The organism is Streptomyces sp. NPDC005794 (genome assembly GCF_042871445.1).
In the GTDB taxonomy this organism is placed as follows: Bacteria; Actinomycetota; Actinomycetes; order Streptomycetales; family Streptomycetaceae; genus Streptomyces.
Window position 1 is genome coordinate 486,622 of sequence record NZ_JBIAIN010000003.1, and the last position, 24,119, is coordinate 510,740.

General features: G+C 70.3%; 25 protein-coding genes and 1 pseudogene. 24 read left to right on the forward strand and 2 right to left on the reverse strand.

The features are described 5' to 3' along the window. The first annotated feature begins 23 nt into the window (after nt 1-23). Both ACFYQ5_RS06945 and ffh read left to right on the forward strand, forming a co-directional pair. On the forward strand, nt 24-2,477 hold the full coding sequence (locus ACFYQ5_RS06945; RefSeq protein WP_389194169.1) for a [protein-PII] uridylyltransferase: 2,454 nt from the start codon (nt 24-26) through the stop codon (nt 2,475-2,477). Nucleotides 2,478-2,598: 121 nt separating this feature from the next. After that, entirely contained in the window at nt 2,599-4,146 is a 1,548-nt protein-coding gene (gene ffh, locus ACFYQ5_RS06950) for a signal recognition particle protein (protein ID WP_389194172.1), read from the forward strand. A gap of 56 nt (nt 4,147-4,202) precedes the next feature. Here the strand turns inward: ffh and ACFYQ5_RS06955 are convergent, their stop codons facing one another. Continuing rightward, complete coding sequence (locus ACFYQ5_RS06955; protein WP_389194175.1) at nt 4,203-5,072, reverse strand: methyltransferase domain-containing protein; 870 nt, start codon at nt 5,070-5,072, stop codon at nt 4,203-4,205. Between the two features lie 520 nt (nt 5,073-5,592). On the opposite strand from ACFYQ5_RS06955, the gene ACFYQ5_RS06960 reads away from it, so the two are divergent. The 17 genes from ACFYQ5_RS06960 (at nt 5,593) to ACFYQ5_RS07040 (ending at nt 18,493) form a co-directional block, all read left to right on the forward strand. Beyond that, nucleotides 5,593-6,186: a hypothetical protein gene (locus ACFYQ5_RS06960; RefSeq protein WP_003965961.1), complete on the forward strand. Its 594-nt coding sequence runs from the start codon at nt 5,593-5,595 to the stop codon at nt 6,184-6,186. 156 nt (nt 6,187-6,342) lie between these two features. Further along, entirely contained in the window at nt 6,343-6,783 is a 441-nt protein-coding gene (gene rpsP / locus ACFYQ5_RS06965; RefSeq protein WP_384500429.1) for a 30S ribosomal protein S16, read from the forward strand. A gap of 2 nt (nt 6,784-6,785) precedes the next feature. Then, on the forward strand, nt 6,786-7,025 hold the full coding sequence (locus ACFYQ5_RS06970) for an RNA-binding protein (protein WP_014153811.1): 240 nt from the start codon (nt 6,786-6,788) through the stop codon (nt 7,023-7,025). Between the two features lie 106 nt (nt 7,026-7,131). After that, nucleotides 7,132-7,746, forward strand: a complete 615-nt coding sequence (gene rimM, locus ACFYQ5_RS06975; RefSeq protein ID WP_389194178.1) for a ribosome maturation factor RimM — start codon at nt 7,132-7,134, stop codon at nt 7,744-7,746. Continuing rightward, complete coding sequence (gene trmD / locus ACFYQ5_RS06980; protein WP_389194264.1) at nt 7,746-8,567, forward strand: tRNA (guanosine(37)-N1)-methyltransferase TrmD; 822 nt, start codon at nt 7,746-7,748, stop codon at nt 8,565-8,567. Before rimM ends, trmD begins: the two co-directional genes overlap by 1 nt. Before the next feature lie 130 nt (nt 8,568-8,697). Continuing rightward, nucleotides 8,698-9,048: a 50S ribosomal protein L19 gene (gene rplS, locus ACFYQ5_RS06985; protein WP_359472872.1), complete on the forward strand. Its 351-nt coding sequence runs from the start codon at nt 8,698-8,700 to the stop codon at nt 9,046-9,048. Between the two features lie 45 nt (nt 9,049-9,093). Beyond that, nucleotides 9,094-9,885: a signal peptidase I gene (gene lepB, locus ACFYQ5_RS06990; RefSeq protein WP_389194181.1), complete on the forward strand. Its 792-nt coding sequence runs from the start codon at nt 9,094-9,096 to the stop codon at nt 9,883-9,885. After that, on the forward strand, nt 9,878-10,936 hold the full coding sequence (gene lepB / locus ACFYQ5_RS06995; RefSeq protein WP_389194184.1) for a signal peptidase I: 1,059 nt from the start codon (nt 9,878-9,880) through the stop codon (nt 10,934-10,936). Before lepB (ACFYQ5_RS06990) ends, lepB (ACFYQ5_RS06995) begins: the two co-directional genes overlap by 8 nt. Further along, on the forward strand, nt 10,854-11,735 hold the full coding sequence (lepB, locus tag ACFYQ5_RS07000; RefSeq protein WP_389194267.1) for a signal peptidase I: 882 nt from the start codon (nt 10,854-10,856) through the stop codon (nt 11,733-11,735). The genes lepB (ACFYQ5_RS06995) and lepB (ACFYQ5_RS07000) overlap by 83 nt, the downstream gene beginning before the upstream one ends. A 50-nt stretch (nt 11,736-11,785) precedes the next feature. Further along, entirely contained in the window at nt 11,786-12,562 is a 777-nt protein-coding gene (gene lepB / locus ACFYQ5_RS07005; protein ID WP_389194187.1) for a signal peptidase I, read from the forward strand. Then, the gene (locus tag ACFYQ5_RS07010; protein ID WP_389194190.1) at nt 12,552-13,040 is read left to right on the forward strand and encodes an NUDIX hydrolase; all 489 of its coding nucleotides are present in this window, start codon (nt 12,552-12,554) and stop codon (nt 13,038-13,040) included. The genes lepB (ACFYQ5_RS07005) and ACFYQ5_RS07010 overlap by 11 nt, the downstream gene beginning before the upstream one ends. Before the next feature lie 63 nt (nt 13,041-13,103). After that, complete coding sequence (locus tag ACFYQ5_RS07015; RefSeq protein ID WP_003965949.1) at nt 13,104-13,412, forward strand: DUF2469 domain-containing protein; 309 nt, start codon at nt 13,104-13,106, stop codon at nt 13,410-13,412. A gap of 132 nt (nt 13,413-13,544) precedes the next feature. Then, nucleotides 13,545-13,904, forward strand: coding sequence for a YraN family protein (locus tag ACFYQ5_RS07020; RefSeq protein WP_389194193.1), 360 nt, complete (start codon nt 13,545-13,547; stop codon nt 13,902-13,904). Then, entirely contained in the window at nt 13,904-15,526 is a 1,623-nt protein-coding gene (locus tag ACFYQ5_RS07025; protein ID WP_389194196.1) for a YifB family Mg chelatase-like AAA ATPase, read from the forward strand. Before ACFYQ5_RS07020 ends, ACFYQ5_RS07025 begins: the two co-directional genes overlap by 1 nt. 47 nt (nt 15,527-15,573) lie before the next feature. After that, a complete protein-coding gene (gene dprA / locus ACFYQ5_RS07030; protein WP_389194269.1) occupies nt 15,574-16,743 on the forward strand; it encodes a DNA-processing protein DprA in 1,170 nt (389 codons plus the stop codon). Nucleotides 16,744-17,002: 259 nt separating this feature from the next. Next, nucleotides 17,003-17,839 (forward strand): RNA polymerase sigma factor WhiG, encoded by an 837-nt coding sequence (whiG, locus tag ACFYQ5_RS07035; RefSeq protein WP_033304072.1) that lies wholly within the window; start codon nt 17,003-17,005, stop codon nt 17,837-17,839. 96 nt (nt 17,840-17,935) lie between these two features. Further along, nucleotides 17,936-18,493, forward strand: a complete 558-nt coding sequence (locus tag ACFYQ5_RS07040) for a TetR/AcrR family transcriptional regulator (protein WP_389194272.1) — start codon at nt 17,936-17,938, stop codon at nt 18,491-18,493. 158 nt (nt 18,494-18,651) lie between these two features. Here the strand turns inward: ACFYQ5_RS07040 and ACFYQ5_RS07045 are convergent. After that, a pseudogene (locus tag ACFYQ5_RS07045) lies at nt 18,652-19,197 on the reverse strand (murein hydrolase activator EnvC family protein); the annotation flags it as partial. A gap of 200 nt (nt 19,198-19,397) precedes the next feature. On the opposite strand from ACFYQ5_RS07045, the gene rpsB reads away from it, so the two are divergent. The 5 genes from rpsB (at nt 19,398) to ACFYQ5_RS07070 (ending at nt 23,970) form a co-directional block, all read left to right on the forward strand. Further along, nucleotides 19,398-20,336: a 30S ribosomal protein S2 gene (rpsB, locus tag ACFYQ5_RS07050; protein WP_389194200.1), complete on the forward strand. Its 939-nt coding sequence runs from the start codon at nt 19,398-19,400 to the stop codon at nt 20,334-20,336. Between the two features lie 101 nt (nt 20,337-20,437). Further along, nucleotides 20,438-21,274 (forward strand): translation elongation factor Ts, encoded by an 837-nt coding sequence (gene tsf / locus ACFYQ5_RS07055; RefSeq protein WP_389194202.1) that lies wholly within the window; start codon nt 20,438-20,440, stop codon nt 21,272-21,274. 158 nt (nt 21,275-21,432) lie between these two features. Continuing rightward, nucleotides 21,433-22,209 (forward strand): UMP kinase, encoded by a 777-nt coding sequence (pyrH, locus tag ACFYQ5_RS07060; RefSeq protein WP_389194205.1) that lies wholly within the window; start codon nt 21,433-21,435, stop codon nt 22,207-22,209. A gap of 115 nt (nt 22,210-22,324) precedes the next feature. Beyond that, entirely contained in the window at nt 22,325-22,882 is a 558-nt protein-coding gene (gene frr / locus ACFYQ5_RS07065) for a ribosome recycling factor (RefSeq protein ID WP_073726823.1), read from the forward strand. Next, nucleotides 22,882-23,970, forward strand: a complete 1,089-nt coding sequence (locus ACFYQ5_RS07070) for a phosphatidate cytidylyltransferase (protein WP_389194208.1) — start codon at nt 22,882-22,884, stop codon at nt 23,968-23,970. Before frr ends, ACFYQ5_RS07070 begins: the two co-directional genes overlap by 1 nt. Nucleotides 23,971-24,119 lie beyond the last annotated feature (149 nt).

Consider the following 24,119-nt stretch of genomic DNA (forward strand, 5'->3'; position numbering starts at 1 on the left):
CCTGTGAACGGAAAGGCAACTGGGTGACGAGCACCGAAGTGACCACCGGATCCGAGGACTCGGGACCCAGCGGCTATGCGGCGGCCCGGCTGCGCCTTCTCCAGGAGGAGGCGCGGTCCGGGCCGCCGCGCCGTGCCGCGCTGGCACGGCTCACCGACGACTGGCTCACCGGGCTGTTCAGCGCGGCCGCCGAGCGGGCGGGCGTCCGCGGCGCCGCCCTCGTCGCCGTCGGCGGATACGGGCGGGGCGAGCTCTCCCCCCGCAGCGACCTCGACCTCCTGCTCCTGCACGACGGCACCGCCGACGCCGGAGCCGTCGCCGCCCTCGCCGACGGGATCTGGTACCCCGTCTGGGACCTCGGCCTCGCCCTCGACCACTCCGTGCGCACCCCCGGCGAAGCGAGCAGGACCGCCGGGGAGGACCTCAAGGTCCAGCTCGGACTGCTCGACGCGCGCCCCGTCGCCGGAGACCTCGGCCTCGTCGCGGGACTGCGGACCGCGATCCTGGCCGACTGGCGCAACCAGGCCCCCAAACGCCTCCCCGCCCTCGACGAGCTGTGCCGCGAGCGGGCCGAACGGATGGGCGAGCTCCAGTTCCTCCTGGAACCCGATCTCAAGGAGGCCCGCGGCGGTCTCCGGGACGCGACCGCACTGCGCGCCGTCGCAGCCTCCTGGGTCGCCGACGCCCCCCGCGAAGGCCTGGCCGAGGCCCGCCGTACGCTCCTCGACGCCCGCGACGCCCTCCACCTCACCACCGGGCGGGCCACCGACCGCCTCGCCCTGCAGGAACAGGACCAGGTCGCCGAGGCCCTCGGTCTCCTCGACTCCGACGCCCTGCTGCGCCAGGTGTACGAGGCCGCCCGCACCGTCTCGTACGCCACCGACGTCACCTGGCGCGAGGTCAACCGCGTGCTGCGGGCCCGCTCCGTACGCCCCAGGCTGCGGGCGATCCTCGGCGGCGGTGCCAAGGCCGCACCGGAACGCACCCCGCTCGCCGAGGGCGTCGTCGAGGCCGACGGCGAAGTCGTCCTCGCACGCACCGCCCACCCCGAACGCGACCCCGTGCTCACCCTCCGGGCCGCCGCTGCGGCGGCGGAGGCCGGGCTGCCGCTCTCCCGTCACCTCGTACGCCATCTGAGCACCGCGGTCCAGCCGCTGCCCGTGCCGTGGCCCGCCGAGGCCCGCGAAGAGCTCGTCACCCTGCTCGGCGCCGGCGAGTCCACCGTGGGCGTCTGGGAAGCCCTCGAAGCGGAAGGCATCGTCACCCGCCTGCTGCCCGACTGGGAGCGGGTCCACTGCCGTCCGCAGCGCAACCCCGTCCACACCTGGACCGTCGACCGGCACCTCGTCGAAACAGCCGTCCGCGCCTCCCACCTCACCCGTCGCGTCGGCCGCCCCGACCTCCTCCTGATCGCCGCGCTGCTCCACGACATCGGCAAGGGCTGGCCCGGGGACCACTCCGTCGCAGGCGAGGTCATCGCCCGCGACATGGCCACCCGGATCGGCTTCGACGAGCAGGACGTGGGCGTCGTCGCCACACTCGTACGTCACCATCTGCTGCTCGTCGAGACCGCCACCCGGCGCGACCTCGACGACCCCGCGACCGTCCGTTCCGTCGCCACGGCCGTGGGCAGCGCATCCACCCTGGAACTGCTGCACGCGCTCACCGAGGCCGACGCCCTGGCCACCGGCCCGGCCGCCTGGAGCTCCTGGCGGGCCTCCCTCGTCACCGACCTGGTCGGACGCGTCGCCGCCCTCCTGGCCGGCGAGGAGCCCCCCGCACCGGAGCCGCTCGCCCCGAGCGCCGAGCAGGAACGTCTCGCCGTCGAGGCGCTGCGCACCGGCGAGCCCGTCCTCTCCCTGCACACCCGGCCCGAGCCGGCCTCCGAGGACGGCGCCCCCGAACCGGTCGGCGTCGAACTCCTCATCGCGCTGCCCGACCGCCCAGGCGTCCTGCCGGCGGCGGCCGGGGTCCTCGCCCTGCACCGCCTCACCGTGCGCGCCGCCGACCTGCGCGCCGTCGAGCTCCCCACCGAGCTGGGCGAATCGGCCGGCCTGCTGCTGCTCAGCTGGCGGGTCGCGGCCGAATACGGATCCCTCCCGCAGGCCACCCGGCTGCGTGCCGACCTCGTACGAGCCCTGGACGGCTCCCTGGACATCCGGGCCAGGCTCGCCGAACGCGAGGCCGCCTACCCACGGCGGCGCGGAGTGAAGGCCCCGCCCCCCAGGGTGTCCGTGGCGGCGGCGGGATCACGTCTGGCCACGGTGATCGAGGTCCGGGCCCAGGACGCCCCGGGGCTGCTGCACCGGATCGGCCGGGCGCTGGAGCAGAGCGCGGTACGCGTGCGCAGCGCCCATGTCTCCACGCTCGGAGCGAACGCCGTGGACGCCTTCTACGTCACGGACGGCGACGGTGAACCACTGCGCCCGGAACGCGCCGCGGAGGTGGCCAGGGAGGTCGAGAAGGAGCTCGGCTGACCCGCCGGCCCAGGCCCGTTCGTCACGAGAAACGGGCGAGGGCTTTGCGTTCTCCGGGGTCCGGATACCCTGGAGGACGACTGACCTGCCCCGCCCCCGACCCTGAGGACCGACGAGCGCCGTGTTCGATACTCTCTCCGACCGCCTTAGCGCGACTTTCAAAAACCTCAGGGGCAAGGGCCGCTTGTCCGAGGCGGACATCGACGCCACGGCTCGCGAGATCCGTATCGCCCTGCTCGAGGCCGATGTCGCCCTTCCCGTCGTCCGCGCGTTCATCGCCAACGTCAAGGAGCGGGCGCGCGGCGTCGAGGTCTCCCAGGCGCTGAACCCGGCCCAGCAGGTCGTCAAGATCGTCAACGAGGAGCTCGTCGGCATCCTCGGTGGCGAGACCCGGCGGCTCAGGTTCGCCAAGAACCCGCCCACCGTGATCATGCTCGCGGGTCTGCAGGGTGCCGGTAAGACCACCCTCGCCGGGAAGCTCGGTGTCTGGCTGAAGGCACAGGGGCACTCCCCGCTGCTCGTCGCCTGTGACCTCCAGCGCCCCAACGCCGTCAACCAGCTGAGCGTCGTCGCCGAGCGCGCCGGCGTCGCGGTCTACGCGCCGGAGCCGGGCAACGGCGTGGGCGACCCGGTCGAGGTCGCCAAGGACTCCATCGAGTTCGCCAAGTCCAAGGTCCACGACATCGTCATCGTCGACACCGCCGGCCGGCTCGGCATCGACGAGGAGCTGATGCGGCAGGCCGCGGACATCCGCGACGCCGTCAGCCCCGACGAGATCCTCTTCGTCGTCGACGCGATGATCGGCCAGGACGCGGTCAACACCGCCGAGGCCTTCCGCGACGGCGTCGGCTTCGACGGCGTGGTCCTCTCCAAGCTCGACGGTGACGCCCGCGGTGGTGCCGCCCTGTCGATCGCCCACGTCACGGGCAAGCAGATCATGTTCGCGTCGAACGGTGAGAAGCTCGAGGACTTCGACGCCTTCCACCCCGACCGCATGGCCTCCCGCATCCTCGACATGGGTGACCTGCTCACCCTGATCGAGCAGGCGGAGAAGACGTTCAGCCAGGAAGAGGCCGCCAAAATGGCCTCCAAGCTGGCGTCGAGCAAGGGCAAGGACTTCACGCTCGACGACTTCCTGGCGCAGATGGAGCAGGTCAGGAAGATGGGCTCCATCTCCAAGCTGCTCGGGATGCTGCCCGGCATGGGGCAGATCAAGGAACAGATCAACAACATCGACGAGCGTGACGTGGACCGCATGGCCGCGATCATCAAGTCGATGACCCCGAAGGAACGCGCCGAACCGACGATCATCAACGGCTCACGCCGCGCCCGTATCGCCAAGGGTTCCGGTGCCGAGGTCTCCGCGGTCAAGGGCCTCATCGAGCGGTTCTTCGAAGCCCGGAAGATGATGTCGAAGATGGCCCAGGGCGGCGGCATGCCCGGGATGCCGGGGATGCCCGGCATGGGTGGCGGCCCCGGCCGCCAGAAGAAGCAGGTCAAGCAGGCCAAGGGCAAGCGCAAGAGCGGCAACCCGATGAAGCGCAAGGCCGAGGAGCAGGCCGCTGCCGCCCGTCGCGAGCAGGCGGCGCAGGGCGGCGCGCTGGGTCTGCCCGCCCAGGAGGACCAGAACTTCGAACTGCCGGACGAGTTCAAGAAGTTCATGGGCTGACTGGCCAGGCACACGGACGAAGGGGCGCCCTGCCGGGGCGCCCCTTCGCCTTGCCGTTACGACACGCACACCAGATAGCGGAAGACGTTCGGCATCCACACCGTGCCGTCCGGCCGCAGATGCGGATGCAGGGCTTCCGCGACCTCCTTCTCCACCTGGGAACGGTCCGTCGCCCGTATCGCCGTATCGAACAGTCCGGTCGACAGCAGGCCGCGTACCGCGCTGTCCACGTCCGCGTAGCCGAACGGGCAGGACACCCGGCCCGAGCCGTCCGGCTTGAGCCCGGCCCGTGCCGCGACCTCCTCCAGATCGTCCCGCAGCGCCGGCCGCCAGCCGCTCCCTGAGCGCGGGGCGCGCGCCGACTCGGTGAGCCGGGCCGCCACCCGAAGCACCGGGGCCGTGGCGCACCGCTCGGGTGGCCCCCAGCCGGCCAGGACCACCGTGGCGCCTCGCACGGCGTGCGGCACCGCGCCGGCCAGCGCGGGCGCGAGCCCGTCGGAGTCTCCGGCCGCGCAGCCGATCGGCTGGAAGGCGGTCAGCAGGTTGTACGGGGCCTCACCGGCCGGGGCGGCCGCCGGTATGCTGTCGACGAGCCTCGCCGCCCTCGGGTCCGTACGCCCCGGGCCCGCGTCCCGCCCCGGATCGGAGGCGAGACGCTCGCGGGCCAGGGCGAGCCGTTCACGGTCGGTGTCGACGCCGGTGACGCGCGCCCCGCGCGAGGCCGCGATCAGCAGCGCGAGCCCGGAACCGCAGCCGAGGGAGAGCATCCGCGTACCGGTCCCGACTTCGAGGCGCTCGTACACCGCCTCGTAGAGCGGTGCCAGCATGCGCTCCTGGATCTCGGCCCAGTCGCGGGCACGGGTACCGGCGTCCACCTGGGCGGACGAATCCGCGTACCTGTGGTGCCGGACGAGCGTAGGTGTCATGGAATGCGCCCCAATCCGCCGTGAGGTCGGTCGTGCCCGAGTGAGGTCCCCCATGTCCGTTGCTGTGTAGGTGCGCCCACAGCCCTCGTATGTCAGAGAACTCCGCATCGGCGGTCCCGTCCAGAGGCCGGACGGGGTGGGATGGCATTGCGTGCGTGCTCCGGTCGTGCGCCCCCGGGCGCAGCGTGACCGGTGCGGGCGCCGGGAACAGCACGCCTGCCGCTCGCTTCCTCACAGTCTGACCCGACACGCGGGGCGCAGCACGTCGAGCGCCCCGGCCCGGGGTCACGACCGGTGTGGGGCCGTCGCTCCGTGCCGGGTAATGTCGCCTGCGGGGCGCCCGTCCACGCCGGTGCGTACGCGTTGCTACGTACCACCTTGGTGCGAGCTGTGAGACTTCTCCGCTGATCTGCGCACCCGCCCTCGTCCGGACGCATCAAGGGCAACTGACTGGTACGTGCAAATTATTTGGGATGCCCCGGAATAGGAACACCGGAGCACTCAGGCTCGTTGTCACGACGTGAGCACGACACCACCTGTACTTGCCGCAGAGCTGGCACAGGCGTGGGCCGACATTCAGCGGTACCACCCCGAGCTGCCCGATCTTGCCGCGCCAGAGTCCCTGATCGGAGAGTCCTCGTCCGCCTGTGGCGCCGAGCTCTCCTTCGAACGGCTGCTCCATGAGGCAGTCCACGGCATCGCGGCCGCGAGAGGTGTCCGGGACACCTCCCGCGCCGGCCGCTACCACAACAGACGCTTCCTCGCGATCGCGGAGGAGCTGGGCCTCGATCATGCCGAGGAGCCCCACCCCAGCAGCGGATTCTCGCTGGTGACACTGAATCCCGAGGCCAAACGCAGGTACCGCCCCACGACGGAACGGCTGCAGCGTGCGCTCAAGGCGCACACCGTCGCCACCGCGGCGGACACGAAGCGCTCGTTCCGCGGTCCCGCCGCGCGGCACGGCTCGTCCGGGGGAGGCGTGCGGGTCAAGGCCGTATGCGACTGCGGGCGCAACGTCCGCGTCGTTCCCTCGGTCCTCGCCCAGGCTCCGATCGTCTGCGGTGGCTGCGGGAAGCCCTTCCGTATCCCGGAAGCGGCGGTCGCGGTGGGGTGACCCGATGTGGTGTGGCACAATGGCTAGCTGTACTCGACAGTCGCATAGGACCCCTCTCTCCTCCGGCTGACGCGTCCATCGGGCACCCGAGTACCGCAATCCCCACGTGGCATCTTTTGTGCCCAACCACGTCAGAGACCAGGAGACACCACTTCCGTGGCAGTCAAGATCAAGCTGAAGCGTCTGGGCAAGATCCGTTCGCCTCACTACCGCATCGTCGTCGCCGACTCCCGTACCCGCCGTGACGGCCGGGCGATCGAGGAGATCGGCCTGTACCACCCGGTGCAGAACCCCTCGCGCATCGAGGTCAACGCAGAGCGCGCGCAGTACTGGCTGTCCGTCGGCGCCCAGCCGACCGAGCCCGTCCTCGCGATCCTGAAGCTCACCGGTGACTGGCAGGCCCACAAGGGCCTCCCGGCCCCCGCGCCGCTGCTGCAGCCGGAGCCCAAGGCTGACAAGCGCGCCCTGTTCGAGGCCCTGACCTCGGACGGCGACGAGGCCAAGGGTGAGGCCATCACCCAGAAGGCCAAGAAGTCGGACAAGAAGGCGGACGAGGCGGCTGACGCTGCCGCGTCCACCGAGTCGACCGAGGCCTGAGCGTGCTCGAGGAGGCTCTTGAGCACCTCGTGAAGGGCATCGTCGACAACCCCGACGATGTGCAGGTCGCCTCGCGTGACCTGCGCCGTGGACGCGTGCTCGAGGTCCGGGTTCACCCCGACGACCTCGGCAAGGTGATCGGCCGCAACGGCCGCACCGCGCGCGCCCTGCGTACCGTCGTGGGTGCCATCGGCGGCCGTGGAATCCGTGTCGACCTCGTCGATGTGGACCAGGTTCGCTGAAAGAGTTGAACACCGGCCGGGGCCGGGGAGGGCTTTCGAGCCGTCCCCGGCCTTTGTCGTCCGTACATGACCGCCTCCTCAGTAAAAGATCACCGGGAGAAGTAGCGTGCAGTTGGTAGTTGCGCGGATCGGTCGCGCCCATGGCATCAAGGGCGAGGTCACCGTCGAGGTGCGTACCGACGAGCCTGAGCTCCGGCTCGGGCCCGGCGCCGTGCTGGCCACGGAGCCCGCCCACGTGGGGCCGCTGACGATCGAGACCGGCCGGGTGCACAGCGGCAGGCTGCTGCTGCGCTTCGAGGGCGTGCGCGACCGTACGGCCGCCGAGGCGCTGCGTAACACCCTGCTGATCTCCGAGGTGGACCCGGCGGAACTGCCCGAGGATCCCGAGGAGTTCTACGACCACCAGCTGATGGACCTGGACGTCGTCCTCGCCGACGGTACGGAGGTCGGCCGGATCACCGAGATCACGCACCTGCCGTCCCAGGACCTGTTCATCGTGGAACGGCCGGACGGCAGCGAGGTGATGATCCCGTTCGTCGAGGAGATCGTCGCCGAGATCGACCTGGAGGAGCAGCGGGCCGTCATCACTCCGCCGCCGGGCCTGATCGACGAGAGCGAGGCCGTGATCGCCTCCACGCGCGACGAGGACGCGAACGTGGTGGACGGGAGCGCCGATGCCGGGGCCGACGCCGCGCGTGACGGGAAGAAGGGCGACGCGTGATGCGGCTCGACGTCGTCACGATCTTCCCCGAGTACCTGGAACCCCTCAACGTCTCGCTCGTCGGCAAGGCGCGCGCCCGCGGCCGTCTCGACGTACACGTCCACGACCTGCGGGACTGGACCTACGACCGGCACAACACGGTGGACGACACGCCTTACGGCGGTGGCCCCGGCATGGTCATGAAGACGGAGCCCTGGGGCGAGGCCCTGGACGACGCGCTGGCCGGCGGGTACGAGGCCGGGGCGCACTCCCCGGTCCTCGTGGTACCCACGCCCAGCGGCAGGCCCTTCACCCAGGAACTGGCCGTCGAGCTCTCGGAACAGCCGTGGCTGATCTTCACTCCCGCCCGCTACGAGGGCATCGACCGCCGGGTGATGGATGAGTACGCGACCCGGATGCCGGTCATCGAGGTGTCCATCGGGGACTACGTCCTGGCCGGCGGGGAAGCCGCAGTCCTGGTGATCACCGAGGCCGTGGCCCGGCTGCTGCCCGGAGTGCTCGGCAACGCCGAGTCGCACCGCGACGACTCCTTCGCGCCCGGGGCCATGGCCGACCTGCTCGAGGGCCCGGTCTACACGAAGCCTCCCGAGTGGCGGGGGCGAGGCATCCCCGAGGTGCTGCTCAGCGGCCATCACGGCCGCATCGCACGCTGGCGACGGGACGAGGCCTTCCGTCGCACCGCTCTCCACAGGCCCGATCTCATCGAGCGTTGCGAGGCGTCCGGCTTCGACAAGAAGGACCGTGAGATGCTCTCGATCCTCGGCTGGTCCCCGGCGCCCGACGGACGATTTTGGCGCAGGCCCGAGGCCGTGGAAGAATAGGCCCGCTGTACGTCCGGTGTGCGCCCCTGCCACAGGGGGACAGACGCCCGCCCGATGTGATCAGCACCCGAACCTCACTCTCCAACCTTCCCGTCGATGACCTGTGGCATCGGCGAAGAAAGCAGACAACATGACTTCGCTGCTCGATGGCGTCAACGCCGCCACCCTCCGCACCGACCTCCCGGCGTTCCGCCCCGGCGACACCGTCAACGTCCACGTGCGCGTGATCGAGGGCAACCGCTCCCGTATCCAGCAGTTCAAGGGCGTCGTCATCCGCCGCCAGGGCTCGGGCGTCAGCGAGACCTTCACGGTCCGCAAGGTCTCCTTCAGCGTCGGCGTCGAGCGCACCTTCCCGGTGCACAGCCCGATCTTCGAGAAGATCGAGCTCGTCACCCGTGGTGACGTCCGTCGCGCCAAGCTGTACTTCCTCCGTGAGCTCCGCGGCAAGGCCGCGAAGATCAAGGAGAAGCGCGACCGCTGATTCACCTCCGGCGTCCACAGCGCGGCCGGATAGAATCCGGCTCCGATGGACACGGAAGCACAGCACACGGAGCGCGATCGCTCCTCCGGCCCCGAAGACGGGCCGGAGGAGGGGTCGCGCTTCACGCATGTCCCGGACCCTCGGGCCACGACCACGACGATGCCGATGTCGATGTCGTGGGGACGCACCGTCTTCCTGGGCATGCTCTGCACGGTCGCCCTGCTGCTGTTCAGCACGTTCGTGCTGCAGCCCTTCCTCATCCCCAGCGGCTCGATGGAGCCCACGCTGCGGGTCGGGGACCGGGTCCTCGTCAACAAACTGGCGTACCGTTTCGGCTCGGAGCCTCGGCGCGGCGACGTGATGGTCTTCGACGGCACGGGATCCTTCGTGCAGGAGACGGCGTCCGGGGAGAACCCCGTCGGCGCGCTGCTGCGCGGTGCGGCCGCGTCCCTGGGGCTGGCCGAACCCGCCGGGTCCGACTTCGTGAAGCGGGTGGTGGGCGTGGGGGGCGACCGTGTGGTCTGCTGCGACAAGCGGGGGAGGCTCGAGGTGAACGGCGCTCCGGTGGATGAGGAGTACCTGCACCCGGGTGACCACCCGTCGGAGGTCGCCTTCGACATCGTGGTGCCCGAGGGCACGCTGTGGGTGATGGGAGACCACCGCAGCAACTCACGGGACTCCCGCGACCACCTGGGTCAGCCCGGGGGCGGCATGGTGCCCGTCGAGCGGGTGATCGGACGGGTCGACTGGCTCGGCTGGCCGCTCGGCAGGATGGGCTCCCTGGAAGGCGCCGAGGCTTTCACCGGCATACGGCCGACGGACGCGCACCATGGGTAACCGGGGGCGCAAGCGGGGAGAGCCGGACACCAGCCCGCCGCTGCCCACCGGCCCGGGGCCGGCCTCGGGCCGCTCACTGCCCACGCGGGCGGAGCGGCGCAAGCTGGCCCGTAAGGTGAAACGCCGCAGGCGCCGGTCCGCGATCAAGGAGATACCCCTCCTCATCCTGGTGGCGCTGCTGATCGCGCTGGTGCTCAAGACCTTCCTCGTCCAGGCCTTCGTGATCCCCTCCGGGTCGATGGAACAGACCATCCGGATCGGTGACCGGGTGCTGGTGGACAAGCTGACCCCGTGGTTCGGTTCCGAACCACGGCGTGGCGACGTCGTCGTCTTCAAGGATCCGGGCGGGTGGCTGCAGCAGGAGAGCGCCGTCACCGAGGACCCGCCCGCCGGGGTCAAACAGGTCAAGGAACTGCTGACCTTCATCGGACTGCTCCCCTCCGAGGACGAGCAGGATCTGATCAAGCGCGTGGTGGCCCTCGGGGGCGACACCGTGAAGTGCTGCGGCGCCGACGGCAGGATCACGGTCAACGGGGTGGCGCTCGACGAGCCGTATCTGAATCCCGGCGATGTACCCTCCACGCTCAAATTCGAGGTGAAGGTTCCCGAAGGCCGCATCTTCGTGATGGGTGACCACCGGTCGAATTCCGCGGACTCGCGATTCCATCTCGACAAACCGGGGAAGGGCACGGTGTCGGAGGACGAGGTCGTGGGCCGGGCTGTGGTGATCGCCTGGCCGTTCGGGCATTGGCGCAGGCTGGAGGAGCCCGGAACGTACGCCTCCGTCCCTGACGCGGGCGTCGGAGCGACGGCTGGGGCTGCTCCGTCGAATAGTGTGTCATCCCAGGATCGCAATGGAATGATCCTGCTCCCGACCCCTGCGGAACTCCCGCTCGTTATGGGAGTGGTGGGCCTGCGCCGAATCGGGCGCGGGCGTTGGCACGGAGTGAGGAGTGGATGTGGGGGATTTGGCGGTCGGCGCACGATCCGGACACGACGAACCCGAGGACCGGCCTTCGAGCAACGGGGCCCCGGTGGAGGCGGAGAGTGACGGCGAGTCCCCGGGCGGCGGCAGTACGGCGGTGAAGAAGCCGCGGTCGTTCTGGAAGGAACTGCCGCTCCTCATCGGTATCGCGCTCATTCTCGCGCTGCTGATCAAGACGTTCCTGGTGCAGGCGTTCTCGATTCCCTCCGACTCCATGCAGAACACTCTGCAGCGGGGGGACCGGGTGCTGGTCGACAAACTGACGCCGTGGTTCGGCTCGGAGCCGGAGCGCGGAGAGGTCGTGGTCTTCCACGACCCGGGCGGCTGGCTGGACACCACCGCGACGCCCGAACCCAACGCGGTGCAGAAGTTCCTGAGCTTCATCGGGCTGATGCCGTCCGCCGAGGAGAAGGACCTGATCAAGAGGGTCATCGCGGTCGGCGGCGACACGGTCGAGTGCAAGAAGAACGGGCCGGTGACGGTCAACGGCAAGGCGCTGGACGACAAGTCGTTCATCTTCGAGGGAAACAGTGCCTGCGACGACGAGCCGTTCGGGCCGATCCATGTGCCCGAGGGACGGATCTGGGTGATGGGTGACCACCGGCAGAATTCGCTGGACTCCCGTTACCACCAGGAGCTGCCCGGTCAGGGCACGGTGTCGACGGACGAAGTGGTCGGGCGGGCCGTCGTCGTGGCCTGGCCCGTCAACCGCTGGGCGACCCTCCCGGTGCCGGGCACGTTCGACCAGCCCGCGCTGAACGCGGTGGCCGCTGCGGCTGTGCCCGGAGCACTGGGTGTAGCCGGGGCACTGCCCCTCGTGTTCTGGCGTCGCCGCAGGCTGACCCGCGGGCATACCGCCGGGTAGGGTGCCGACTCGGATCAGCGATTGTCGATCTCCGATGGGGGAGCGCTGGGATGAGTGGATCAGGACGTACGGACGGCCGCGGTCGGCTCGGCAACGCGTTGTCGAACCTGGCCGTGGCCGTCGGCTGTGTGCTCTTCCTCGGCGGGTTCGCCTGGGGAGCGGTGGTGTACAAGCCGTACACCGTGCCGACCGAGTCGATGGCCCCGACGGTGAATGCCGGCGACCGGGTCCTCGCGGAGCGGTTGGACGGCGATGACGTGCGGCGCGGTGACGTGGTCGTCTTCATCGATTCGACGTGGGGTGACGTGCCCATGGTGAAGCGGGTCGTCGGTGTGGGCGGTGACAAGGTCGCCTGCTGCGACAAGGACGGCCGGCTCACCGTCAACGGCAAGCCCATCGAGGAACCGTATCTGCGTGCCGAGGGCGCCTCGTCGCTCACCTCCGCGGACGGTGAGGCTCCGGCCTCCCCCCAGAATTTCACGGCCGATGTTCCCGAAGGCCAGCTCTTCCTCCTCGGGGACGAGCGCAGTACCTCCATGGATTCCCGCGTCCACCTGGAGGAACCGGGACAGGGTTCAGTGCCCCGCAGCGCGGTCCAGGCACGGGTGGACGCCGTGGTCTGGCCCATGAACGGGATGATCGGCCGGCCCGCGGCCTTCGCGGCCCTGCCCGGCGGCGTGTCGTCCGACGGGCCGCTCCCGCTGCAGGTCGGCGCCCTCGCGGTGGGTGTGGTGCTGATCCTGGGCGGAGCGGCCTACGGCCCGCTCGTGGCGCGCTCGGCACAACGGGGGAGCAGGCGGCCGGAGGCGTCCGCCGGTGCGTACTGAGACACGCAAGGTCGCCCGTGTGGTGCTCCTGGACCCGGACGACCGGATCCTGCTGCTCCACGGCTTCGAGCCCGAGGATCCGGACGAGAGCTGGTGGTTCACCCCGGGCGGTGGCCTGGAGGGTGAGGAGAGCCGGGAGGAGGCCGCCCTGCGCGAGCTCGCCGAAGAAACCGGGATCACGGATGTCTCCCTCGGTCCGCTGCTGTGGACGAGAATCTGCTCCTTCCCGTTCGACGGGCGGCGCTGGGACCAGGACGAGTGGTACTTCCTGGCCCGTACGTCGCAGACGGCCACCGATCAGAAGGGCCTCACCGAGCTGGAGCTGCGCAGTGTCGCAGGTCTGAGGTGGTGGACTTCCGCCGAACTTCTCGCCACGCGTGAGACGGTGTATCCGACCAAGCTCGCCGGGCTGCTGCGCACGCTGCTCGACGAGGGTCCCCCGAGTGTTCCGTTGGTTCTCGCCCCCGAAGTCGTCTAATCGGCCAGGGGTGCGGGGAGCTGACGCACAATGGGGGGACGCACGGCTGAAGGGGAACATGCCATGAGTGCCGAGGACCTCGAGAAGTACGAGACCGAGATGGAGCTGAAGCTCTACCGGGAGTACCGCGATGTCGTCGGTCTGTTCAAATATGTGATCGAGACCGAACGGCGCTTCTACCTCACCAACGACTACGAGATGCAGGTGCATTCGGTCCAGGGTGAGGTCTTTTTCGAGGTTTCCATGGCGGACGCGTGGGTCTGGGACATGTACAGGCCCGCCCGGTTCGTCAAGCAGGTCCGGGTGTTGACGTTCAAGGACGTGAATATCGAAGAGCTCAACAAGAGTGATCTCGAACTCCCGGGCGGCTGATCCCGGACGTGCTCCCCGGTGTCCCGGTTCACTCGTCCGAGTGGCCGGGATATTCACATCGTCCTGGTTGTCCACCAAGATCCAATAGATCGGGCGGTGCGCGTCACAGTCGGTGCCGGAGGTGGTGCCGATATGAACGCACGGGGGGCACTCGGGCGGTACGGCGAGGATCTGGCGGCTCGGCTGTTGGCAGACGCCGGTATGACCGTGCTGGAGCGCAACTGGCGGTGTCGCGCAGGAGAGATCGACATCGTCGCCAGGGACGGCGACGCGGTGGTCGTCTGCGAGGTGAAGGCCCGCAGGGCGGGCTCCTTCGAACATCCGATGGAGGCCGTCACACCGGTCAAGGCCGACCGGCTGCGCCGGCTCGCCGAGATCTGGCTCGCCCGGCACGGCGGCCCGCCGCCGGGCGGGGTCCGGATCGACCTGATCGGCGTGATCCTGCCCAGGCGCGGCGCCCCGGTCGTCGAACACGTGCGGGGCGTGGCCTGATGGGGTTCGCGCGGGCGTGTTCGGTGGCCCTGGTCGGCGTCGAGGGCGTGGTGGTGGAGGTCCAGGCCGATCTGGAACCAGGCGTGGCGGCGTTCACGCTCGTCGGCCTGCCGGACAAGAGCCTGGTGGAGAGCCGGGACAGAGTCAGGGCCGCGGTCGTCAATTCCGGGGCCGAGTGGCCGCAGAAGAAACTCACGGTGGGTCTGTCACCCGCCTCCGTACCCAAGGGCGGTTCGGGTTTCGACCTCGCCGTCGCGTGTGCGGTGCTCGGCGCGGCCGAGCGGATCGACCCTGCCGCCATCGCCGATGTGGTGATGATCGGGGAGCTGGGCCTCGACGGCAGGGTCCGCCCGGTGCGCGGAGTGCTGCCCGCGGTGCTCGCGGCCGCGGAGGCGGGATACCGGCACGTCGTCGTCCCCGAACAGACCGCGGGGGAGGCCGCCCTCGTGCCCGGCATCTCCGTCCTCGGCGTACGGAGCCTGCGCCAGCTGATCGCCGTCCTCGGCGACGAACCCGTGCCGGAGGAGCCGTCCGCCGACCGGGGCCGCCCCGACACGATGCTCGCCGGGCTGATGGTGCCCGGAGCGGGCCTCGGCACCGGGCTGGCCCCGCTGTCGGCCGACGGCACGGCGCACCGGCCCGATCTGGCCGATGTAGCGGGCCAGGGCAGGGCGCGCAAGGCCCTGGAGGTGGCGGCGGCGGGCGGACACCATCTGCTGCTCTCCGGGCCGCCCGGCGCGGGAAAGACCATGCTGGCCGAGCGGCTCACGGCCATCCTGCCGCCGCTCTCCCGACAGGAATCCCTCGAAGTGACGGCGGTGCACTCGGTCGCGGGCATCCTCCCGCCGGGTGAACCACTGATCAGCAGAGCACCGTACTGCGCACCGCACCACTCGGCGACGATGCAGTCCCTCGTGGGCGGGGGGAACGGCCTGCCGAGGCCGGGAGCGGTGTCCCTGGCGCACCGGGGCGTTCTCTTCCTCGATGAAGCCCCGGAGTTCTCCGGACGGGCCCTGGACGCGCTGCGCCAGCCCCTGGAGTCCGGACACGTGGTGGTCGCGCGCGCGGCCGGGGTCGTCCGGCTGCCCGCGCGCTTCCTGATGATCCTGGCCGCGAACCCCTGTCCGTGCGGCAGGCACACCCTGACCGGGGCGGGCTGTGAGTGTCCGCCCTCCGCGGTCCGCCGCTATCAGTCGCGGTTGTCCGGCCCGTTGCTCGACCGGGTGGACCTGCGGGTAGAGGTCGAACCGGTGGGCAGGGCGGACCTGATGGGGGGCGGCGGCCGTGGGGAGTCCTCGGCCGGGGTGGCCGCCCGGGTGCGGGAGGCCAGGGAGCGCGCCGCGGAGCGGCTCGCCGGCACCCCCTGGACCACCAACAGCGAGGTGCCCGGGCACGAGCTGCGGACCAGGCTGGTCACGGCGCCCGGCGCCCTGATGGCGGCCGAACGCGACATGGAGCGGGGCGCCCTCACGGCCCGCGGCCTCGATCGGGTCCTGCGCGTGGCCTGGACCGTGGCGGACCTGAGAGCCGCCGACCGCCCGGACGCCTCGGACGTCGCGGTGGCGCTGGAGCTGCGGACGGGCATTCAGCGGGGTGCCCCGATGAAGGCAAGCGCACTGTGAACGCCCTGCCGGGCCGCGGCGAGCGGGGCGGCGAGCGGGAGCGGCCGGTGTCGGCCCACGGCCTGAACACGCGGGAGCGGCTGGCGCGGGCGGCCCTCACTCGCGTGTTCGAGCCGGGGGACGAGCGCGGCGGCCGCTGGATCCGTGAGATCGGGCCCGTCGAGCTGCTGCGGCTTCTCGCCGGTACGGACGGATCGGCGCGGACGCTCAAAGGGATGACGGAGACCCGGCTCGCCGGCTACCGCTTACGGGCGTCGAGCGCCGACCCCGGGCAGGACCTGGCGGACGTATCCGCGGTGGGCGGGCGGTTCGTCTGCCCCGGTGACCGGGAGTGGCCGAGCCAGCTCGACGACCTGGGTGACGCGCGGCCCATCGGGCTCTGGGTGCGCGGCCGGTCCGACCTGCGCCTCTGGGCGCTGCGCTCGGTCGCCCTGGTCGGCGCGCGGGCCTGCACGCCCTACGGGGCGCACATGGCGGGGACGCTCGCCGCGGGGCTGGCGGAGCGGGGATGGGTCGTGGTCTCCGGTGCGGCGTTCGGGGTGGACGGCGCCGCCCATCGCGGAGCGCTGGCCGCGGGCGGGGCGACCATGGCGGTGTTGGCCTGTGGAGTGGATGTGGCCTATCCGCGGGGGCACGCCGAGCTGATCGGGCGCATCGTGGAACAGGGCGTGGTCATGGGTGAGCTGCCGCCCTCGGACCATCCGACGCGCAGCAGATTCATCCTGCGGAACAGGGTGATCGCGGCGCTCACGAGAGGCACCGTGGTGGTGGAGGCCGAATACCGCAGCGGCTCCCTGGTCACCGCGAGGAACGCGCTACGGCTGGGGCGTTTCACGATGGGGGTGCCGGGTCCCGCCACCAGCGGTCTCTCGGCCGGGGTCCATGAACTCCTGCGCGGCGAGGGTGTGCTGGTCACCGATGCGGCCGAAATCGCCGAACTCGTGGGGGAGATCGGCGAACTGGCCCCGGCCAGATGCGGACCGGTCCTGCCCAGGGACCACCTCGACGCCGCCTCCGCACGGGTGCTGGAGGCACTGCCGTGGACCGGAGTCGTGGACGGGCGTGACGTGGCCCGGGGCGCCGGGACGTCAACCGATGAAGCCCTCGGTCGGTTGTACGAACTGCACTCACTGGGGTTCGTCGAACGCGAGGGCGACGGATGGCGGTTGACGCCGGGACGGACACGCGATGAGGGCGCGCGGCGAGGCGGTACTTGACCCGGAGCATTCGGGTGAAAAGGTGATGCCGGTGACCTCGGCAGCACCGGGTCAGCCCTCCGGGGGACGGTGTGAGCGGTGACGGCCCTCGCTGTCGGCCTGTCGGAAAACAGGGAACGGCGAGGGATTTGGGTGAAATCGCACCGCGCGGTTCCCTTGTCCTGAGCGCACTGCAACACCACAGTCACGCTACGCTCACAAGGAATCCGCCCCAGCGACACGTCCCAGCACTTCACAGCAGAACGGCTCAAGGCACCACATGCCCCAGCACACCTCCGGGTCTGACCGCGCGGCAGTACCACCGGCTGCGCGTGGCACTGTGCGCCCTCCCGCCCCCTCCTCGCTCGACGAGTTGTGGCGTTCGTACAAGACCACCGGTGACGAACGGCTGCGGGAGCAGCTGATCCTGCACTACTCACCCCTCGTGAAGTACGTCGCCGGCCGGGTCAGCGTGGGGCTGCCGTCCAATGTGGAACAGGCGGACTTCGTCTCGTCCGGTGTCTTCGGGCTGATCGACGCCATCGAGAAGTTCGACATCGAGCGGGCCATCAAGTTCGAGACCTACGCGATCACCAGGATCCGCGGCGCGATGATCGACGAACTACGGGCGCTGGACTGGATTCCCCGGTCGGTGCGGCAGAAGGCGCGCAACGTCGAGCGCGCCTACGCCACGCTGGAGGCGCAACTGCGGCGTACGCCCTCGGAGGCCGAGGTCGCCGCGGAGATGGGTGTCGCCCTCGAGGAACTGCACGCAGTTTTCAGCCAGTTGTCGCTGGCCAACGTGGTGGCCCTGGAGGAGCTGCTGCACGTCGGCGGCGAGGGCGGCGACCGGCTGAGCCTGATGGACACCCTGGAGGACACCGCGGCCGACAATCCGGTCGAGGTCGCCGAGGACCGGGAGCTCAGACGGCTGCTCGCCCGTGCCATCAACACGCTCCCGGAGCGGGAGAAGACCGTGGTCACTCTCTACTACTACGAAGGGCTGACCCTCGCCGAGATCGGCAATGTCCTCGGGGTCACCGAGAGCAGGGTCAGTCAGATCCACACCAAGTCGGTGCTGCAGCTCAGGGCGAAGCTGGCCGACGCCGGGCGCTGAGCGGAGCGGCTTCGGCCACCCGACCGAGGACGTGGACCCCCCTTCGAACCGATGCCGCCGTAGAGTGGAGGCGTGCCCAGGATTCGAGCGGCCTCCGTGGCCGAGCACCGGACCATGCAGCGCGGCGCCCTCCTGGACGCCGCTCGCTCCTTGCTGTCCGAGGGGGGTACGGAGGCGCTGACCTTCCCCGCTCTCGCCGAGCGCACCGGCCTCGCCAGGTCCTCCGTCTACGAGTATTTCCGCTCTCGAGCCGCCGTGGTCGAGGAGCTCTGCGCCGTCGACTTCCCCGTCTGGGCCGCCGAGGTCGAGAACGCGATGGAGCGGGCAGACGCGCCCGAGGCGAAGATCGAGGCCTATGTGCGCCGGCAGCTCGACCTGGTCGGCGACCGGCGGCACCGCGCGGTCGTGGCCATCTCCGCGAGCGAGCTGGACGCGGGCGCGCGCGAGAAGATCCGCGCCGCGCACGGCGGGCTGATCACCATGATCATCGAGGCGCTCGCCGGCCTGGGCCACACCGAGCCGAGGCTCGCGGCCATGTTGCTGCAGGGCTCCGTGGACGCGGCGGTGCGCAGGATCGAGCTGGGCGCGGCGGAGGAACCAGGCATCGTTGCGGACACGGCCGTGGCCATGATCCTTCGCGGCGTACGGGGCTGAGCAGCGGGCCCGCGGTCCGTCTGCGGGAGCGGTACGCCGAACACCGGCAGCAGCCGGGAAGGCCCACGTCGCAGCAGTGACGGAGGCAGCAGCGACAGGGGGTCCAGATAGACGTCCCCGCGCCGCAGCCCCCAGTGCAGGCAGCCGGAGGCGCAGTGGGACGGCTCCGTCCCGACCATTCCCACCACCTGCCCCGCGACCACCTCGTCGCCCGCGGTGACCCGCGCCCGCACCGGCTCGTACGTGAAGCGGAGCGGTGGCTTCCCGCTCCCGGACACGTCGACGGAGACCACCCCGCGCCCCGCCACCGGCCCCGCGAAGGCGACCCGGCCGGGGGCGGCCGCCCGCACCGGGGTGCCCGGCGGGGCGGCGAGGTCGACCCCACGATGGCCCGGCCCGTACGGGCCGGCGGGCGGTTCCCAGCCCCGTACGACCGGTGGCCGGCCCGCGAGCGGCCAGGCACGGTCGCTTTCGGACGGCGCTCCCGCCGCGGCCATGGCGGCGGCGGGCCCCAGCAGGATCACGAGCAGCGCGGTCATCAGGACTGCCGGCAGCGCGGCGGGCAGCGGCGCAGCCGGAAGGGCGTCACGGGGTCGGCCGGCGGTTTTTCCAGGTGAGCGGCACATGACGGAAACGATCCACCGAAGGCGTGCTCCGCGGGGATCAAGGTCCGGATCTGTGGACGACCGGGAGGTTGTGGACATCGCCGTCACCCGGCACCCGGCGGGTCCCGTACACTTCTTCTGGCGATCCGGGTCACCGGGTCGACTTCGCACGCCCCGCCACCTCCCTCTCTGCGGACGGTGGCCGCGCTCCTCGGTCCCTCGTGGCACGGCGCGTCGGGGCGTCAGGCGCGACAGCAATCCTGCGGTCGCGATAACCGAGTACCTCAAGGAGTACGGCCATGGCCGTCGTCACGATGCGGGAGCTGCTGGAAAGCGGCGTCCACTTCGGTCACCAGACCCGTCGCTGGAACCCGAAGATGAAGCGCTTCATCTTCACCGAGCGCAACGGCATCTACATCATCGACCTGCTCCAGTCGCTGTCGTACATCGACCGCGCCTACGAGTTCGTCAAGGAGACCGTCGCCCACGGCGGCTCCATCATGTTCGTGGGTACGAAGAAGCAGGCCCAGGAGGCCATCGCCGAGCAGGCGACGCGCGTCGGCATGCCGTACGTCAACCAGCGTTGGCTCGGTGGCATGCTCACCAACTTCTCCACCGTCTACAAGCGCCTTCAGCGTCTGAAGGAGCTCGAGCTCATCGACTTCGAGGACGTGGCCGCCTCCGGCCTCACCAAGAAGGAGCTCCTGGTCCTCTCCCGCGAGAAGGCCAAGCTGGAGAAGACCCTCGGTGGTATCCGCGAGATGCAGAAGGTGCCGAGCGCCGTCTGGATCGTCGACACCAAGAAGGAGCACATCGCCGTCGGTGAGGCGCGCAAGCTCCACATCCCGGTCGTCGCGATCCTCGACACCAACTGCGACCCCGACGAGGTCGACTACAAGATTCCGGGCAACGACGACGCGATCCGCTCCGTCACCCTGCTCACCCGCGTGATCGCCGACGCTGTCGCCGAGGGCCTCATCGCCCGTTCCGGTGCCGCCACCGGTGACTCGAAGCCGGGCGAGAAGGCCGCCGGCGAGCCCCTCGCCGAGTGGGAGCGCGACCTGCTCACGGGCGAGAAGAAGGACGACGCCGAGGTCCAGTCCTCCGCCGAGACGGAGAAGGCCGCCGACGCCGAGCCGGTCGCCGCTGCCGACGAGCAGGCTGCCGAGCAGGCCGAGGCCCCCGCCGCCGAGGCCCCCGCTGCCGAGGCTCCGGCCGCGGACGCCGAGCAGGCCTGACACCCGTCAGTCACGGCTGAATGACGGCGGGGGCCGGTGCACTGGCACCGCCCCCGCCGTCCACCCGTAGATCTTTCAGACTTCGAGAGAGAAACAGACTCATGGCGAACTACACCGCCGCTGACGTCAAGAAGCTCCGCGAGCTCACCGGCGCCGGCATGATGGACTGCAAGAAGGCCCTCGACGAGGCCGACGGCAACGTCGACGGCGCGGTCGAGGCCCTCCGTATCAAGGGCCAGAAGGGCGTCGCCAAGCGCGAAGGCCGTTCTGCCGAGAACGGTGCCGTCGTCTCCCTCATCTCCGAGGACAAGACGTCCGGCGTCCTGCTCGAGCTGAAGTGCGAGACGGACTTCGTCGCCAAGGGCGAGAAGTTCCAGAGCGTCGCCAACACGCTCGCCGCGCACGTCGCCGCGACCTCCCCGGCCGACATCGAGGCGCTCCTCGCCTCGGAGATCGAGTCCGGCAAGACCGTCCAGGCGTACGTGGACGAGGCCAACGCCAACCTCGGCGAGAAGATCGTCCTGGACCGCTTCGCGCAGTTCACCGGCGGTTACGTGGCCGCGTACATGCACCGCACCATGCCCGACCTCCCGCCGCAGGTCGGCGTCCTCGTCCAGCTGGACAAGGAGAACGCCGAGGTTGCCAAGGACGTCGCGCAGCACATCGCCGCCTTCGCCCCGAAGTACCTCAACCGCGACGAGGTCCCGGCCGAGACGGTCGAGAACGAGCGCCGCGTCGCCGAGGCCACCTCGCGTGAGGAGGGCAAGCCCGAGGCCGCCCTCCCGAAGATCGTCGAGGGTCGCGTCAACGGCTTCTTCAAGGAAATCGTCGTCCTTGAGCAGGCCTTCGCGAAGGACAACAAGAAGTCGGTCCAGAAGGTCCTGGACGAGGCCGGTGTCAGCCTGACGCGCTTCTCGCGCATCAAGGTCGGCATCTGAGTCCGTCCGCGAACAACGGTGGACCCCGATAGGGTCTGGTGCAGTCGTCGGCCGCACCCAGCCGGACGACCGCAGATCTGACGAGGAGGCCATTGCCGCTGAGGGACAACAGACCCACCGGCAATGGCCTTCTTCGTATGTGCACGAGGAGAATTCCCATGAACAAGGGCGCGGACGCCACCCAGGGCGACCACAAACGCGACGACGGCAAGATTTCCGGCCGCTTCATGCTGAAGCTGTCCGGTGAGGCGTTCGCCGGTGGCGGCGGTCTGGGCGTCGACCCGGATGTCGTGCACGCCATCGCGCGTGAGATCGCCGCTGTCGTGCGCGACGGCGCGGAGATCGCGGTCGTCATCGGCGGAGGCAACTTCTTCCGCGGCGCCGAGCTGCAGCAGCGCGGCATGGACCGGGCGCGGTCCGACTACATGGGCATGCTCGGCACGGTCATGAACTGCCTGGCGCTGCAGGACTTCCTAGAGAAGGAAGGCATCGACTCGCGCGTCCAGACCGCCATCACCATGGGCCAGGTCGCGGAGCCGTACATCCCGCTCCGTGCCGTACGGCACCTGGAGAAGGGGCGCGTCGTGATCTTCGGGGCCGGTATGGGAATGCCGTACTTCTCCACCGACACGACCGCCGCCCAGCGTGCTCTGGAGATCGACGCCGAGGCGCTGCTGATGGGGAAGAACGGCGTGGACGGGGTCTACGACTCCGACCCGAAGGCCAACCCCGACGCGGTGAAGTTCGACGCCCTGGAGTACGGCGAGGTGATCGCCCGCGACCTCAGGGTCGCCGACGCCACCGCCATCACGCTCTGCCGTGACAACCAGCTTCCGATCCTGGTGTTCGAACTGACCACGGAGGGCAATATCGCCCGCGCGGTCAAGGGTGAGAAGATCGGCACGCTGGTGAGCGACGAGAGCACCCGGGCCTGACAGCCCCAAAGATGGACAACGGCCTGCCGGTCGGACACCGTGCAGGTGAGGACGCGACGCAGGATCCGCAGGACCCGACGATGCCGGGTCCGCTCAAGACACGCAGGAGCACGTGGTGATCGAAGAAATCCTCCTCGAGGCCGAGGAGAAGATGGAGAAGGCCGTCGTGGTCGCGAAAGAGGACTTCGCCGCGATCCGTACCGGCCGTGCGCACCCGGCGATGTTCAACAAGATCGTCGCGGACTACTACGGCGCGCTGACCCCGATCAACCAGCTCGCCTCGTTCTCGGTCCCCGAGCCGCGGATGGCCGTGGTGACCCCGTTCGACAAGACCGCTCTGCGCAACATCGAGCAGGCGATCCGTGACTCCGACCTCGGCGTCAACCCGAGCAACGACGGCAACATCATCCGCGTGACGTTCCCCGAGCTCACGCAGGACCGCCGCAAGGAGTACATCAAGGTCGCCAAGACCAAGGCCGAGGACTCCAAGATCTCGATCCGCTCCATCCGCCGCAAGGCCAAGGAGACGCTCGACAAGCTCGTCAAGGACAAGGAGTCCGGCGAGGACGAGGTCCGCCGTGCGGAGAAGGAGCTCGACGACACCACCGCGAAGTACGTCGCGCAGGTGGACGAGCTGCTCAAGCACAAGGAAGCCGAGCTGCTCGAAGTCTGATGAACGACTCTTCCCGGGGCGCCCCGCAGGGAGCCGGCTACTGGGGCGCGCCCGAGACGGGGGCCGCTCCGGCGGGTCCTGCATACGATGTGTACGGCGCCCAGCAGACTCGGCCCATGCCCATCGTGCCGGACGTTCCCGACGCAGGTAGAGACGCTGACGACCGCGACGACCGGAACAGGGACGCCGCGCGCGTCAGCGGCCCCCTGTTCCGTGACGAGAAGCCGCAGGAGCCCATGTCCACCCCGTTGCCGTCACCCCCGCCGCAGAAGAAGCGTGCGGGGCGTGATCTGCGTGCCGCCATAGGGGTCGGCCTCGGGCTCGGCGCGGTCGTCGCCGGGTCGCTCTTCATCGTGAAGGCCGTCTTCGTCGGGGTCGTCGTGCTGGCGGTGGTGGTGGGGCTCTGGGAGCTCACCTCCCGCCTCAAGGAGCGCAAGGGGATCAACGTCCCCCTCGTGCCGCTCGCCGTCGGTGGCGCCGCGATGGTGGTCGCCGGCTATGTGCGGGAGGCGGAGGGCGCCTGGGTGGCCATGGCGCTCACGGCCCTCGCGGTGCTCGTGTGGCGGATGACGGAGCCGCCCGAGGGCTACCTCAAGGACGTCACGGCAGGTGTCTTCGCCGTGTTCTACGTGCCTTTCCTGGCAACGTTCGTCGCCATGATGCTCACCGCGGACGACGGTGCGTGGCGTGTACTGACCTTCCTCCTCCTGACGGTGGTCAGCGACACCGGCGCGTACGCCGTCGGCTGGCGCTTCGGCACGCACAAACTGGCACCGCGCATCAGCCCCGGGAAGACCCGCGAGGGACTGCTCGGCGCGGTCGGTTTCGCGATGGTGGCCGGCGCCCTGTGCATGGAGTTCCTGATCGACGGCGGGAGCTGGTGGCAGGGCCTGCTGATGGGTCTCGCCGTCGCCGCCAGCGCCACGCTGGGGGACCTGGGCGAGTCCATGATCAAGCGGGACCTGGGGATCAAGGACATGGGCACGCTGCTGCCCGGCCACGGCGGCATCATGGACCGGCTCGACTCGCTCCTGCCGAGCGCGCCGGTCGTGTGGCTGCTGCTGGTGCTGTTCGTCGGATCCGGCTGAGAAGCGGTCCGGGATCGTTGGTGGGGGGCGGCGCGCGGGGGGGGCCGGCCCCCCCCCCCCCGTTAGGGGGGGGGGGGGGGGGGGGCCCCGGGGGGGTGCCGCACAGCCCCCCCCCCCCCCCCCCCCCCCCGGGGCGGGGGCACCGCCCG